15 protein-coding genes are annotated in these 15,327 nt (G+C 35.6%); 10 read left to right on the plus strand and 5 right to left on the minus strand.

Annotated elements, in window-relative coordinates:
• Positions 1-52: 52 nt before the first annotated feature.
• On the minus strand, positions 53-1,681 hold the full coding sequence (locus H3U49_RS06635) for an ABC transporter ATP-binding protein (protein ID WP_198180674.1): 1,629 nt from the start codon (positions 1,679-1,681) through the stop codon (positions 53-55).
• Between the two features lie 756 nt (positions 1,682-2,437).
• On the opposite strand from H3U49_RS06635, the gene H3U49_RS06640 reads away from it, so the two are divergent.
• From H3U49_RS06640 to H3U49_RS06660, 5 genes are all read left to right on the plus strand, one after another.
• Positions 2,438-3,088, plus strand: a complete 651-nt coding sequence (locus H3U49_RS06640) for a deoxynucleoside kinase (protein WP_198180675.1) — start codon at positions 2,438-2,440, stop codon at positions 3,086-3,088.
• A gap of 12 nt (positions 3,089-3,100) precedes the next feature.
• A complete protein-coding gene (locus tag H3U49_RS06645; protein WP_198180676.1) occupies positions 3,101-3,790 on the plus strand; it encodes a deoxynucleoside kinase in 690 nt (229 codons plus the stop codon).
• 272 nt (positions 3,791-4,062) lie between these two features.
• The gene (locus H3U49_RS06650; RefSeq protein WP_198180677.1) at positions 4,063-4,704 is read left to right on the plus strand and encodes an amino acid ABC transporter permease; all 642 of its coding nucleotides are present in this window, start codon (positions 4,063-4,065) and stop codon (positions 4,702-4,704) included.
• Positions 4,705-4,722: 18 nt separating this feature from the next.
• Positions 4,723-5,376: an amino acid ABC transporter ATP-binding protein gene (locus H3U49_RS06655; protein WP_198180678.1), complete on the plus strand. Its 654-nt coding sequence runs from the start codon at positions 4,723-4,725 to the stop codon at positions 5,374-5,376.
• Positions 5,377-6,231: an amino acid ABC transporter substrate-binding protein gene (locus H3U49_RS06660; protein ID WP_198180679.1), complete on the plus strand. Its 855-nt coding sequence runs from the start codon at positions 5,377-5,379 to the stop codon at positions 6,229-6,231.
• On the opposite strand, the gene H3U49_RS06665 is transcribed toward H3U49_RS06660, so the two are convergent.
• Positions 6,228-7,019, minus strand: coding sequence for a Cof-type HAD-IIB family hydrolase (locus H3U49_RS06665; RefSeq protein WP_198180680.1), 792 nt, complete (start codon positions 7,017-7,019; stop codon positions 6,228-6,230). The genes H3U49_RS06660 and H3U49_RS06665 overlap by 4 nt on opposite strands.
• Positions 7,020-7,244: 225 nt before the next feature.
• Here H3U49_RS06665 and H3U49_RS06670 point away from each other — a divergent pair, with 225 nt between their 5' ends.
• The 5 genes from H3U49_RS06670 (at position 7,245) to H3U49_RS06690 (ending at position 13,461) form a co-directional block, all read left to right on the plus strand.
• Positions 7,245-8,552 (plus strand): NCS2 family permease, encoded by a 1,308-nt coding sequence (locus H3U49_RS06670; protein WP_198180681.1) that lies wholly within the window; start codon positions 7,245-7,247, stop codon positions 8,550-8,552.
• Between the two features lie 101 nt (positions 8,553-8,653).
• A complete protein-coding gene (locus H3U49_RS06675) occupies positions 8,654-10,099 on the plus strand; it encodes a DASS family sodium-coupled anion symporter (RefSeq protein WP_198180682.1) in 1,446 nt (481 codons plus the stop codon).
• Between the two features lie 145 nt (positions 10,100-10,244).
• The gene (locus H3U49_RS06680) at positions 10,245-11,555 is read left to right on the plus strand and encodes an NCS2 family permease (RefSeq protein WP_187154178.1); all 1,311 of its coding nucleotides are present in this window, start codon (positions 10,245-10,247) and stop codon (positions 11,553-11,555) included.
• A gap of 143 nt (positions 11,556-11,698) precedes the next feature.
• On the plus strand, positions 11,699-11,989 hold the full coding sequence (locus tag H3U49_RS06685) for a hypothetical protein (protein WP_198180683.1): 291 nt from the start codon (positions 11,699-11,701) through the stop codon (positions 11,987-11,989).
• Positions 11,990-12,135: 146 nt separating this feature from the next.
• The gene (locus H3U49_RS06690) at positions 12,136-13,461 is read left to right on the plus strand and encodes an MFS transporter (RefSeq protein ID WP_198180684.1); all 1,326 of its coding nucleotides are present in this window, start codon (positions 12,136-12,138) and stop codon (positions 13,459-13,461) included.
• A 54-nt stretch (positions 13,462-13,515) separates the two neighbouring features.
• Here the strand turns inward: H3U49_RS06690 and H3U49_RS06695 are convergent, their stop codons facing one another.
• The 3 genes from H3U49_RS06695 to H3U49_RS06705 are packed head-to-tail and all read right to left on the minus strand — an operon-like array spanning position 13,516 to position 15,327.
• Complete coding sequence (locus tag H3U49_RS06695; protein WP_198180685.1) at positions 13,516-13,830, minus strand: PTS fructose transporter subunit IIB; 315 nt, start codon at positions 13,828-13,830, stop codon at positions 13,516-13,518.
• A 17-nt stretch (positions 13,831-13,847) separates the two neighbouring features.
• Complete coding sequence (locus H3U49_RS06700) at positions 13,848-14,882, minus strand: PTS fructose transporter subunit IIC (RefSeq protein ID WP_198180686.1); 1,035 nt, start codon at positions 14,880-14,882, stop codon at positions 13,848-13,850.
• Between the two features lie 4 nt (positions 14,883-14,886).
• Positions 14,887-15,327 carry a PTS sugar transporter subunit IIA gene (locus H3U49_RS06705; RefSeq protein ID WP_198180687.1) on the minus strand — a complete coding sequence of 147 codons (441 nt, stop codon included), beginning with the start codon at positions 15,325-15,327 and terminating at the stop codon, positions 14,887-14,889.

Below are 15,327 nucleotides of genomic sequence, written 5' to 3' on the forward strand. Positions count from 1 at the left end.
GACTAGAGTTTCACAGCTTATTTAATTGGTTGATAAAAGAAGTATTATTCTATCATCCCAATTCGATTACTTGATCAAACTGCTTTTTGATTTCCGGTCGCAAGTGATGAGAAATGTAGACTAAAGTGATGTTGTCCAAATCAAGCAGACTTTGTTCGATTTTCTGGCCATCTTTTTCATCAATTGCGGAAGTAATTTCATCGGCCAATATAACCTGCGGGTTACCCAGCAATTGCCGTGCCAGTGCAATTCGTTGCTTTTGTCCACCCGAAATGTTGTTACCGGCGTGTTTTAAAACAGTGTCAAGCCCGCTGGCGCTGTCAGCGACAAATTTTTCCAAACCTGCACGTTTAATCGCAGTCTTCAGCTCTTCTTCAGTTGTCTCACGATCTAAAGTGATGTTATAACGCAGGCTGCCATCAAAAATATAGGCTGACTGGTCAATATAAGCGATCTGCTTATGTAGCGACCGCAGACTAAGTTCACGGTATTCATTGTTATCCCAGGTAAGTGATCCTTGGTAGCCGGTTAATAAACCACCAATTAATTTTACCAGGGTCGACTTACCGCAGCCTGACGGTCCAACAATAGCTACCCGTTCGCCTCGCTTAATGCTGCCGGCAACATTCGTTAAAATAGGTCTGTCACTATTAGGATAGCTGAACGAAAGGTCACTAAATGCAATTTGCTGGGTCAAAGGAGCAACATCCTTGTCCCCCGTCTTCTTCTGCGTATTAGCTAGTTTATTGTACTTGTCAAAAATAGGCTGTACTGCCCGAATTGAAGTTAGATCAATACTGATTTCTGTCAAGCTGCCAAAAACATTCCCGGACATTGAACCAACAATTAAAATAGCTCCAATTGGAATCTGATTGTGAAAGGCCAGGTATCCGGATTCAACAGTTAAAATAGTTTGAGCAGATACACTAATCAGGTTAATCAGTGCATTAGAAGAGGACATTTCCGTAATGTAATTAACTCGAGCCTGTCCAGCCTTATCTGATGCCGCAAGAACTATTTTATTGAGCAATTTTTGCTGACCAAGCGTGAGCAGGTTGACAAAGCCCTCAAGAACGTCGGTTATTTTTGACGTTAATACCTCATTTTGCCTGCTTTGTTTTTGCGATAACTCCTCCAACTTTTTCTTAAAAAGACGGGGAAATAAAATCATAATAACAGCAAAAACCAAAGTAGTTACAAATAAGAGTGGATGGTAAGAAAACAGGATGACACTGGCAATAATGCCTAAGAGTGCACTGCTAAATGTTTGCTCTAAACTGAAAAAGCCATCTTGATTAATTTGGTTAATATCGTTAGTAAACCAGGAAACATAGTCAGCTTCCGTGTGCTTATTAAAGCCTTCATATTCTTGACGACCAATTACATGGGCTAATGCGCTCCTAATAGAATTATCGACAGCCTTGATAATTACAGCGGAATATCGTGAACTACAAAAAAAGAAAATTAGGAAAAAGCCCCAGCTAAGCAAGTTTAAACCTGTATCAACAATAAAGCCCTTTAAACTATGCTGTGTCAAAGCAGTAAGTGCATTACCTTTAAAAACGCTGGCAGCAGTTTGTGCCAAATTCCGGCCAAAATAGAAAATAGCCAGAATCACATACATGTCTGAATTACGTTTAATGTAGGTCCAAAGCGAAAATTTTGTTAGAGAATTTTCCATTATCTATCTCCTAACTAAATGCCTGTTTTTAGTGTTAATACTAAAATGACATATCTTCCTGAGAGAAACAGTTTGCAAATAATAATGATTTTTGACCTATTTCAATGCTGCAGGTCCTTAAATAATTTATTATTGTGGGCTTTAGCATTCCTTTTAAAAATCCCCCTAAATACCAATTACGGCATGAAACATACTAGTTTACTCTTTTTATTTGAATTATTTACTACTACCTTTATAATTCATTTATCATTTTATTGCTTTTATAATATAAAAGCAATCTATTTTTAATTTTTGTATTTAGAATTATTTTTTCACAACAGTATATAAATAGTGTGACTTCTTTATACTCTTTAAAAAACTTGTTTCATAGTTGATAAATCCTTATCATGTTTTAATTGAATTAAAGCATGCAACTGCTTTCAGCTTCGCTTGTTTTAACGATAAAAACTAAATGCAAGCTGTACAGCTTGATATCAAATAAATATTTCCATTATGCTTCAACACTATTGTAAGTTAATAACTATTAGTTTAATTTTGAGGATTTATTTGTTGCTTTTTATTTTAGTTTCACGTGTAACACAGTTTAAAATCATAAGTTCAAATTTTCAATTTTGACAATAACTACAACTTTTTACTTCTGTATTATACAAAATCACTTGACTTTTTGATTAAAATTTTAATTTACTTTTTGCTTGTATACCACTATATCTCGTATTAAACTAAATAAGAATCTATATATTGTATTTATGAAAGAACGTGATCCAAGTTATTGTTTTAAGTGGGCCAATTGGAGCCGGTAAATCCAGTTTAACTAGTATTTTAGCTGAGCACTTAGGTACACAAGCCTTTTACGAGGGAGTTGATAATAATCCTGTTCTTCCTTTATATTACCAAGACATGAAACGCTATACTTTTTTGCTCAACATCTACTTGCTTAACCATCGTTTAGCACAAATCAACCAGGCAATCCGAGAGAAAAACAGTGTTTCAGACCGTTCGATTTATGAAGACGCACTCTTTTTCAAAATGAACGCGGATAGTAAAGTGGCTGATCCAACTGAGTTTAAGATATATGATAGTCTACTCGAAAATATGATGGAAGACACACCGGGCAATCCTAGCAAAAAACCCGATTTGCTAATCTACATTCATGTTTCCCTTGATACAATGCTTAAACGCATTAAAAAGCGGGGTCGTTCATTTGAGCAAATTAGTACAGATCCCAGTTTAAAAGATTACTATGCCAGGCTAATTAAGTATTACGAACCTTGGTACGAAAAATATGATGCATCTCCCAAGATTAAAATTGATGGCGATAAATACGATTTTATCTGCGATGAAGATGCCAAAAAAGAAGTTTTACGTCAGATTGATGACAAATTGCATGCAATAGGCAATTTAGAATAGAGAAGGAACGTGATGACAGTTATTGTTTTAAGCGGGCCAATTGGAGCCGGTAAATCCAGTTTAACCAGTATTTTAGCTAAGTATTTAGGAACTAAACCTTTTTATGAGAGTGTCGATAACAATCCTGTATTGCCACTTTTTTATGCTGATCCTAAAAAATACGCATTTTTACTCCAAGTGTTTTTCCTAAACACTCGTTTTCGTAGTATCAAGGATGCATTAACCGATGATAATAACGTTCTTGATCGTTCAATTTATGAAGATGCCCTTTTCTTTCAAATGAATGCAGACATTGGTCGGGCTACCAAAGAAGAAGTTGATACATATTATGAACTGCTCAATAATATGATGGGTGAGCTTAAGCACATGCCCAAGAAAAATCCTGATCTTTTGGTTCATATTAAGGTTTCATATGACACTATGATTAAAAGGATTCAAAAACGAGGACGTCCTTATGAGCAGCTGAGCTACGACGCAACGCTGGAAGATTATTATAAGAGACTTTTGCGTTACTACAAACCGTGGTATGAAAAATACGATTACTCTCCTAAAATGGAAATAGATGGTGACAAACTAGACTTCATTACTGATGACCATGCTAGAGAAGTTGTACTTGATCAAATTGTTGCCAAGCTAAAAGAAATGGGTAAATTACCTAAATCTTGGGACAAGTCTACAGCTATTCAAATTGAGCAACAATAAATCCATTATTTTAAAGAGCCATTAGCTAGAGCTAGTGGCCCTTTTCATATCTTGCTTAAATATCATATAGTTTTTAACATGTTCATTAACCTAACTATCAGCAAGTTACAAATTTCCATATTAATTAGATAAAATTTCGTAAACTATGTTATGATTAAAACATATATTTTTTCACATATTTTTTTAATCAATTTATATAATTTTAGCTGGTAGTAAAAGAGTTGCCCTATTAGCCTCTCTAATCAAATTAATTTCAGTAAAAAGGAGAAAAAATGAACTATATCCTTTCAATTATGCCCTCTTTAATTTCGGGTGCAAAGATGACATTAATTTTATTCTTTTGGACTTTGATTGTTTCTATTCCCTTGGGAATTATAGTCAGCCTAGGCTTACTTTCACATTTTAAACCCTTAAGATTAATCTTAAAATTTTACATTTGGATTATGCGAGGTACTCCTCTTCTGCTGCAATTAATTTTTATTTTCTATGGCTTGCCTATAGTCGGTATTATTTTTCAGCGCTACGATGCAGCGCTTTTTGCCTTTATTTTAAACTACACAGCTTATTTTGCCGAGATATTCCGCGGTGGCTTTCAATCAATCCCTGTAGGGCAATATGAAAGTGCTCGCGTTTTAAGACTAAATTACTGGCAAACATTGAGCCATATTATTATTCCTCAGGTCAGCAAAATAGTTATACCTTCAATTGGCAATGAAGTGATCAACTTAGTTAAAGATACTTCTTTAGTGTATGTCATTGGTTTGGGTGAGCTCTTACGTGCTGGCAATGTTGCTACAGCAAGAGACGTAACACTAATTCCTTTAGTGATAGTCGGTATAATTTATCTATTAATGACAGGTATCGCATCATTTTTGCTGAAAAAAATTGAACACAATTTTGCAAAGTGGAAGTAAATTAGGGGAAATAATACTATGCTAGAACTTAAAAACATTACCAAAAAATTTGGCTCTCGTACGATTTTAAACAAGTTAAACTTAACTATTCCTGACAAACAAATTTTAGCCATTGTAGGACCATCTGGAGCAGGCAAAACTACTTTGCTGCGCTGCTTAAGTGGTTTAGAAAAAATTGATTCCGGTGATTTTTTGTGGGATGGGCAAAAGTTTGACCCAGCCGCTCCTGATAGCAAAAGTCATATTATCGGAGTAGTTTTTCAAAGCTATGAGCTTTTCCCCAATTTAACTGTAATCGAAAACATTACCTTGGCACCAACACTAGTTTTAAAAGAAAGTGCAGATCAGGCACAAGCCCGTGCGCGAAAATTGCTTGAACAACTAGATTTAACTGGTAAAGAACAGCTCTATCCCTACCAGCTTTCTGGAGGTCAGCAACAAAGAGTAGCTATTGTACGTGCTCTAGCAATGGAACCACATATTCTATGTTATGACGAACCCACTTCTGCTTTAGATCCTGCTTTAAGAACAAAAGTCGGAGAAATAATTTTAAAGCTTAAAAATAATAACAACATGACGCAAATTATTGTCACTCATGACATGGAATTTGCCAGCCAAGTGGCCGATCAGGTATTCAAAGTAAAAGCATTAGATGATAAGAAGGTAATATAAGTGAAAACCAAGCGCCTCTTAACCCTCATAATAACGCTCATCTGTACTTTATTTATTTCTGCTTGTAGTGGCATATCAGTTAATAGAAAAGCTAACGCAGTTGACAACTGGTCTCATATCAAGCAACGTGGCTATGTTACAGTTGGTGTAGATGATACTTTTGTACCCATGGACTTTAGGCAAAAAAATGGTCAGTTAATTGGTTACGACGTTGATCTCGCAAATGCTGTTTTTAAACAATATGGTATTAACGTCAGTTTTCAAACAATTGACTGGTCTATGAATACTACTGAATTAAAAAACGGCACAATTGACCTTATATGGAATGGTTTTAGCAAAAATCCCGAGCGTGAAGCTAAGGTAAGTTTTAGTAAGACTTACCTATACACTTCTCAAGTATTAGTAAGTCTTAAAAAGAACAAAATTAATACCATTGCCGCAATGAAAAATAAGACTTTGGGCGTTCAAACCGGCTCTTCCGGCTATAATGACGTAATGAAATATCCGAAAGTTTTTAAAAATCATATTAAAAATCAGGACCCTATCCTTTATGATTCCTTCACTAATGCATTTATAGATCTAAATGCAGGTCGCATCCAAGGCTTGCTGATAGACAGCACCTATGCAAATTATTACATTTCGCGGCAAAAACACCCGGAAAACTTTACTGAAATCGAAAGTCCTTTTCCAAAAGAAGAATTTGGTGTAGGTATGAGAAAAAGCGACTTAACCTTGCATAAGAAAATCAATTATGCCTTAGAAAAGCTGGCAAAAAACGGTACTTTAACAAAGATTAATCACAAATGGTTTGGCGACAAAGCCGAATCTCCTTTACTTGAAACGAAAAAAGATTAATTTAAATTATCAAGTATTGCAGCTATTCCATCATGGTTGTTATCTAAAGTAGTTCTAAATTTCTTTTTCAAGTCTTGTGGTGCATTTCCCATTATTACAGGATGACCTACTGATTGAAGCATTTTCTCATCATTATAATTATCTCCAAAAGCCCAGCAGTTTTTCAGTTCTATGCCGAAAGCCTGGGCTATTACTTTTGCTCCTTGACCTTTAGAAACTCGTTTAACAACTATCTCCAATAGATTCGCGGCAGATTTCACTATATAGAGTTCTGGATAGAGCCGCCTTAATTCTTTTTGAGTAGCATCTAACAGGTCTGGTGTCCCCATGAGTAAAATTTTATGTACATTTTTGAGTTGCTCTATTTCAGTAATTGAACTAGGTTGCGCTTTAAATTTAACAATTTTCTCTTCATTTTCAACCAAACCATTATTATTACCTGGGAAATAATACCAGTTGTCGTCACTATAGACATTCCACACTACCCCATTATTTTTACGTTCAATATAAGAACATATTTTGGCAGCTTTTGAAGCAGACATAAAATGCGAATCAAGTATATGACCCATTTCATCTAAAACCAAAGCACCATTATAGGCTACCATTGGACATGATTTGGTAATTTCTCCCACAACAGACATAATTGCTTTAGGCATCCGTGCAGAAACTGGTACAAACACATTGCCTTTAATAATTTGTTTACGAATGGCAAGTTTAGTCTTCGGTGTAACTTCTTGCTTTGAGTTAATTAATGTGCCATCTATATCCGAAAAAATTAGTATTCCCATTTTTTCTCCTAACAGTATGTATAATCTACTACTGACCTATGTTTATTTTACCGATCAAACTATTAGTTGGTCAATTCTTAGCCGAATGTACTTAGTTAAAAATTATAGCTGTTTTATTGGTTTGTGCTAATATAATTCGTGTTTACATTATTTTAAATGAATGATAAACTATTATAGGCGTTAATTTTGATATAAAACGCGAACAATAATTTTGGGAGAGGTTAGATGAACTTTATAAAGAGTTATTTTCAACTCGATAAATATAAAACCAGTGTTAAAATTGAATTTCTAGCTGGATTAACCACTTTTATCAGTATGTCATACATTTTATTCGTTAATCCTAGCGTTCTGGGAGCCAGTGGCATGAATAAAGGTGCGGTTTTTACAGCAACTGCTTTAGCTAGTGCTCTGGGTACTGCAATTATGGGTATCGTTGCCAATTACCCTATTGGGGAAGCTCCTGCCTTAGGAATCAATGCGTTTTTTGCTTATACAGTTTGCGTAGGCATGCATGTTTCATGGGAAACAGCCCTAGCTGCTGTTTTCGTCGCGTCGATCATCTTTATTTTAATTACTATGTTTAAGCTGCGAGAGATGATAATTAACGCCATTCCTTCCGATCTTAAATTTGCAATTTCTTCTGGAATTGGCTTGTTCATCGCTTTCTTAGGAATGCAAGATGGTGGCTTAATTGTAGCAAATAAATCAACTCTAGTTGGTTTAGGATCACTTCATGATCCAGCAGTCTGGATTACCATTTTTGGTTTAATTGTTACTGTTATTTTAATGATCTTAAACGTACCTGGTGCTATCTTTATTGGAATGGTTTTAGCGGCCATCTTTGGTGTAGTCACAGGGCAAATTTCTTTGCCAACCAAAATAATATCTGTTGCACCAAGTATTGCTCCATCATTTGGTCAAGCAATTTTTCATGTTAAAGACATCAATACTTTACAAATGTGGGTTGTTGTTCTTACTTTTCTTTTAGTAACATTCTTTGATACTGCAGGTACTTTAATTGGCTTAGCCCAACAAGCTGGCTTTATGAAAGACAACAAAATGCCCCGTGTAGGTAAAGCACTGGCTTCAGATTCCACTGCCATGATGGTAGGCTCCGTTTTAGGAACTTCACCAGTTGGTGCATTTGTTGAATCTAGTGCCGGTATTGCTGTTGGCGGCAGAACAGGTTTAACAGCTGTCTTTGTGGCAATTTTCTTTTTAATATCAATGATCTTTAGTCCTTTGCTAGGCTTATTTACTACACATGTTACAGCACCAGCACTAATTATTGTTGGAGTCTTGATGGCTCAAAATACCGCTCATATTCAGTGGGATAAAATGGAAATTGCAGTTCCCGCTTTCTTAATTTTAATTGGTATGCCTTTAACTTATTCAATTTCAGACGGGTTAGCTTTGGGACTAATAACCTATCCTATATGTATGGTCGCTGCTAAGCGCATAAAAGAAGTTACACCAATGATGTGGATACTTTTCTTCGTATTCATCGTGTTCTTATGGGTGTTGAATTTTTAAACTTACTAATTGTTTTAAAAGAACAATATGTTAAACTAAGCAAATATAAAGGTGTTTATTCGCCTAATATATTTGCTTTTTTATTTAGAAGGGAGTCCTTTATGAGAACAATAGATTATAAAAAATTTATATTGCCATTATTATTTGGCCTTATATTCTGGTTTACCACACCAATTCGTCCTGCTGGAGTATCAGTTCAAGCCTGGCATATGCTGGCAATATTCATCGGAACAATCGTTGGTTGTATTACTTTACCAATAGCAATTAGTGGCGTTACTTTAATTGGCTTTACCCTTACAATATGCCTTGGGCTCGCACCCCTTGCCGACAAAGTTGTTAACGGCAAGATCGTCGCAAAAGGTGCAATTGACGCATTCGCTAATTCATCTGCCTGGCTAATCGTTATGGCTTTTATGATTTCACGTGGTATTGTAAAAACCGGCTTAGGTCAGAGAATTGCTCTATATTTTGTTAAATGGTTTGGTCATAAATCCTTAGGCTTGGGCTATGCTATTGGTGCTATTGACTTAATAGTTTCTCCTGCAACACCTTCAAACGGTGCGAGAGCAGGCGGCGTAGTATATCCATTAATTCAATCATTAGCAAATACATTTGACTCTAGGCCAAATGACCCATCACGTAAAAAGATGGGAGCCTATCTAACTTTTACAGAATTTCAAGTTAACATTATTACTTCATCATTATTTATGACCGCTTGTGCACCCAACTTAATTGCTGTTGCTCTTGCTGGCAAAGCAGGCGTGACTCTCAGCTGGATGCCATGGTTAACGGCCAGCATTGTGCCCGCAGCAATTTGTTTACTTGTTGTACCCTATTTTGTTTATAAGCTTTACCCGCCAGAAATCAAGGAAACTCCTAACGCTAGAGAATGGGCTGACGGTGAACTGGCAAAAATGGGTAAACTAACTTTATCCGAAAAATTAATGGCAGTTATTTTTGCAATTACTTTAGTACTTTGGATGCTTTCCAGTACTTTAGGAATAGATGCTACATTAATTGCATTCATTTCTGTTTCACTTTTACTGCTTACAGGTGTATTAGCACCTAAAGACTTATTAAGTGAAACCGGAGCTTGGAACATTCTGATTTGGTTGTCTATTTTAGTATTCATGGCTGAAAAACTAACTCAGTTTGGTTTAATTGGGTGGATATCAACAAGTATTTCTAGTGCAATGAAAGGTCTTAATTGGCTATTAGTTTTAGTAGTATTAGCACTTGTTCTGTTCTATACTCATTATCTATTTGCCAGTGCGACAGCTCATAATTCAGCAATGTATTTGCCACTTTTAACTGTAGCTATTTCAGCAGGAGCACCAAAGTTACTGGCAGCACAGTTTTTAGCGCTATTTTCAGCAATTATGGGTTCTACAACTCACTATTCCAGCCCTGCCGCTTCTGTTTTAGCTTCTTCAGGATATGTAAAGCAAAATGAATGGTGGAAACTTAGTTTTATCTTTGGCATATTTTATATCTTAGTTTATGGCATCATTGGCCTAGCTTGGATGAAACTAATTGGTATGTGGTAAGTTGTTAAAACGTTAAAGCAAATCTATACGGATTTGTTTTTTTTATTACCCGGGAAATAATTTTGAATAAAATGGATTTTTAGACTAAATAAGTTATATACTAGTTATATTAGTTCTTTATAATTTTAATATTTTTGGAGGAAAAATGACGACATTAGATAAAGTCTTTCATTTAAACGATGCTCATACCACTGTTAAACGCGAATTAATAGCTGCATTAACCACGTTTGTCAGTCTCTCCTACATCCTTTTTGTTAACCCTAACATTTTACACGCAGCAGGTATTAATAAGGGAGCGGCTTTTACAGTAACCGCAGTTTCAATTGCAATCGGCTGTTTTATTATGGGACTGGTTGCTAATTATCCTGTAGCCTTGGCTCCAACACTTGGCAGTGCTGCATTTTTTGCCTATAACGTTTGTGGAGGAATGCACATTAACTGGCAAACTGCCTTAGCTGCTGTTTTAGTTGCATCTGTTTTGTTTATTTTAATAACAGTTTTGAAACTTCGTGAAATAGTAGTCGATGCTATACCGCAGGATTTGAAATATGCTATTTCAGCTGGTATTGGTTTATTTATTGCCTTTATTGGCCTGCAAAACGGCAAATTAATTGTCAACAGTGATTCAAATTTAGTTACTTTGGGTAAATTTAATTCACCAGCTGTATGGATTACGCTTTTTGGTTTAGTTTTAACTGTGATTTTAATGGCAATGAATGTGCCAGGTTCCATTTTTATTGGTATGGTGGTAACAGCTGTCTTTGGGGTTATTATTGGCCAAGTAGCTGTTCCTAAAGGTATTATCGCCAGCGCACCAAGCATTGCTCCTACCTTTGGCCAAGCCGTATTTCATTTAAAAGATATTAATACTCCCCAACTATTCATGGTAGTTTTAACCTTTTTATTGGTTACTTTCTTTGACACTGCAGGAACGCTGATTGGCATGACTGAACAAGCGGGAATGGTTGATCAAAATGGTAAAATACCTCGAATTGGTAGAGCGTTCCTATCGGATTCGTTAGCCATGGTCGAAGGAGCTGTCTTAGGAACTGCTCCACTTGGAACTTCTGTGGAATCCAGTGCGGGAATTGCCATGGGTGGCCGTACAGGATTAACAGCAATTTTTGTAGGAATCTTTTTCCTGATTTCAATGATTTTTAGTCCACTTTTGGCAGTTATCCCTACTACTGTTACTGCTCCAGCATTAATTATTGTTGGGGTGCTCATGGCAGGCAATCTGAAGAAAATTAACTGGGATAAGTTTGAAATTGCTTTTCCAGCGTTTTTAACAGTAGTTGGTATGCCTTTAACATATAGCATTTCTGATGGCTTGGCTCTTGGCATGATTGCCTATCCAATTACTATGATTGCATCAAAACAGGCCAAAAAAGTTTCACCAATGATGTATATTTTATTAGTTGTATTTGTTATCTTTTTCTTGATCACAAATATGTAAGAATATCTGTCTAATTACAAAGGTCACTTTTAGAAGTGGCCTTTTTTTATACTTAATTGATAAATTACACTTTATTTTTTATTTATTTGCTATTATAATTCATAAAAATATTTACATTTTATTCCTGAAAGAAGGTAATTATCATGTCTAACACTAAGGAGAAATGGTTCAGCCGCTATATTGGCACTATTACGTTCTTCATTATTGCTTTATTAACCAGTTTTAATTCTGGCTTTTTCCCTTATTCAATTGCTGGAAGACTCTGTGCCATTTTGTGGTTGGTCACATTCAGCTTTTTGCTATTTGCCTGTGAATATTTGATTAATCACACAAGTCTTGATAATAAAAATACTGCAAAAGCAGTGGTAAATTTTAGTATTTGGCTCCTTGCAGCCTTAGTTTTAGTAATATTTAGTTTAATTTTTAAAAAATGAACTTTTGCTTTTAATTCACTTTAGGTTATTTTTGAAAGGTATTTTTGCACGGATCGTAAAAATTTGTTATGTTAAGTAGCAGTTAATTCATTCAATGAAAGGGAAGTTGTAAAGTAGATTAAGTAGCTCGTATTTAATCTATTATTATGAAAGAAAAAAAGACAAAAATAATTAAAAAAGATTATAAAAAGGCACCTCTTTCAAAAGTTCATTTACGCGTAATGACTGCCATTGCTTTAGGGCAATTTACTTGTGGCTTTTCACTAGGAATTACTGGTGTAGCTATGAACAGTGCTGCCAAGTACATTCAAATTAGTAACATGTGGACTGGATTAATTGGAGCCGGTGGTTTGATAGGCTTATCCAGCAGTGCTCTGATTGGTCGCTTATCCGATAAAATTGGTCGCAGTCAACTGCTCATGAGCAACATGTATGTATTGGCCATCCTTTCACTTCTGCATCCCATTACGACCAGTCTTTCCTTAACGTTTTTAATCAGGATCGGCATTGGACTAATGATGGCAATTGATTATACAGCTGGAAATGCGCTATTGACTGAATGGCTGCCTAAAGGAGAAGACAGTAAAAGGCAGAGCCATTTGTTAATCTACTGGGTTTTAGGCTTTATTGCCTCATACTTAACCGGTACATATCTGGTAGGCTATGGTAGTCATACCTGGCAGATCATTTTAGCAACAGGTGCAATCCCTGCATTAGTTACAGCACTCTTTCGCAGCTTATTTCCACTGCCACCTTCCCCTGGATGGCTAGCCAGCAAAGGTAAAATTAAAGCCGCTAACAGACTTATTGGTAGGATTTTGGGCCATAAATGGGGTATTTCTCGTCATTTTAAGCGTTCCAAAAAGGCTGGGCAAACTTCTTGGACAGTTCTTTTCAGTAAAAAATACCTACGCAGTACATTAGTGGGAGGAAGTTTTTATGCCTGCCAAACCTTTGCTTTCTTTGGCATCAGCATCTTTTTACCAATTCTTTTGCAAGGCATGAACATTAGTAATCCTAAAGTTTCAGGAGATCTATACAATGTCAGCATGTTAGTGGGAATATTTTTAGGCATTTATCTTTTTAATCACCTCAGCCGTCGCCTCTTTTTAAACAGTAATTTTCTATTATCTGCACTATTAATAGGAATGCTAGCACTAATGCCTCATGTTTCTTCTTTAGTTAAAATAGTTATTTTTTCAATCTTTGCCATTATCTTATCTTCCGGTTTGGTACTTGATTATCCCTATCCTACTGAACTATTCGATACCAAAGTTCAAGCCAGTGGTGTAGGTACTTGCATCACAATCAGTCGTATTGGTGCAGCTGCTGGGACATTTCTGTTACCAATTTTAACGGAAATTGGTGGACCTAACTTAGCAATGCTCGTTTGTGCCTGCGTTCTCTTTCTTGCTTTTGTCATTTGTTTAATCTGGGCACCAGAAACTTCGCCTAAATATCGAAAAAATTAAAAAAGCACGTTTATTTATAACGCGCTTTTTTGTCATAAAACTTTTCTTAATAAATTATTTCTTTAAACAATCAATTGCCTTTTTTAATTCTTGATCAGCATTTATAATAAACGGTTCAGAACCCGATTCATATACATTATCAAGTCCTTCAAATCTATCTCTTCCAGAAATAGGCACATCTGAAGCAATAATAATTACATCAGCGTTTTTAATATCGTCTTCAGTTAATTTGTCTTCTGTACCTACACTTCCTTGAGTTTCTACTTTAACTTCACATCCAAGACCCTTTGCGGCTTTTTTCAAAGCCTCAGCAGCCATATACGTGTGAGCAATACCAGTTGAACAAGAAGTTACACCAACAATTTTCATAATTATTACCTCCAAATTTATTTATTTTTACCTTTTAAACCTACTTTAAAAATATTAATACATATAGCTGTTACTATAGACCCGACCAAAATTGCAATGACGAACATTATTTTATGTGTCGCAACAGGAGTTACAATAATACCTCCTTGAGGAGCATATTCTTCACATCCTGCAAGCATCGCAATTATTGCTCCAACTATTCCACCAATACAATTTGCAGGAATTACTTTTAGAGGATCTTCAGCAGCAAAAGGAATGGCTCCTTCTGATATACCAATAATTCCCATTAAAAGAGCTGCTTTTCCAGCACTTTTTTGACTTTCATCCCACAATTTAGGTGCAAACAAAGTTGCTAATCCCATTCCAAGAGGAGGAGTACAAATTGCCACAGCAACTGGAGCAGCCAGTGTATAAATACCTTGATCAAAATACGCCCAAGCAAATAAACATGCTACTACATTAACAGGTCCTCCCATATCAAACGCTGTCATGAAGCCAAGGATTGCTGCTAATAAAATTGCGTTACCATTAGACATAGACTTTAAAAACGCAGTCATTGAACTCATTATTCCGGCAACCGGAGCAACAACAATATATTTCATTATGACAACTACTATTAAACCATCAATCAATGGAACAATAAAAATTGGTACTAATGCCTTTAAACTTGCTGGTATGGGTTTACAAAGACTTTTAGTCCACATAACTACATATCCCGCAAGAATACCAGCTACAATACCACCTAAAAAACCTGCGCCGTTTTTATATGCTATAAGACCCCCTAAAAAACCTGGCATAATTGCTGCTCTATCAGCAAAGCCAAAAGCAATAAAGGCTGCTAATATAGGTACCATTAATTGCATTGAAGTTGTGCCAAAAGAATTTAAAGTTTTTAGGATCGGATTAGTAATAGCGATACCTTTCCCGCTTGTACTTAGAGCTGTGGCAAGAGCAATGTAAATACCCCCGAAAATAACAAATGGAATCATATATCCCACTCCTGTCATCAGAGCCCCTTTAATTCTATTTATTTCTCTTTTAAGTACGCTCATTTCTTTACCCCTTTTCGTCTAAAATTTTTATTACTTCGCTTTCACTTGTTGTTTTTGCTAGAGCATTCAAAATCTCTTTATTTATCAATTTTTTTGCTAAATTCGACAATACTTTTAAGTGTATATCACTCTTTTTATTTGGCACTCCCAGCATAAAAATCATATTCACCAGACTCTTTGTATCCCCGTTCCACTCAAGCGGTTTTTTTAACCTTAAAAAGGTAATGAATGGCTTTTTAACATCACTTGACTTTGCGTGGGGTATAGCAATTGAATTACCCATATAAGTAGTTACTTCGCTTTCTCTTATGAGAATTTTATTTTTAAAATCTTTTGAACTTGAACTTAAATAGTTGTGCTCTTTTAGTTTTTTAATCAGGAAATCAATTATTTCCTTTTTAGTCTGTAAATTTAAATCTAAAAATACTATGTCAGTATTGATCAT

It is taken from the genome of Lactobacillus sp. W8174 (assembly GCF_016100975.1).
Classification (GTDB): Bacteria; Bacillota; Bacilli; order Lactobacillales; family Lactobacillaceae; genus Lactobacillus; species Lactobacillus juensis.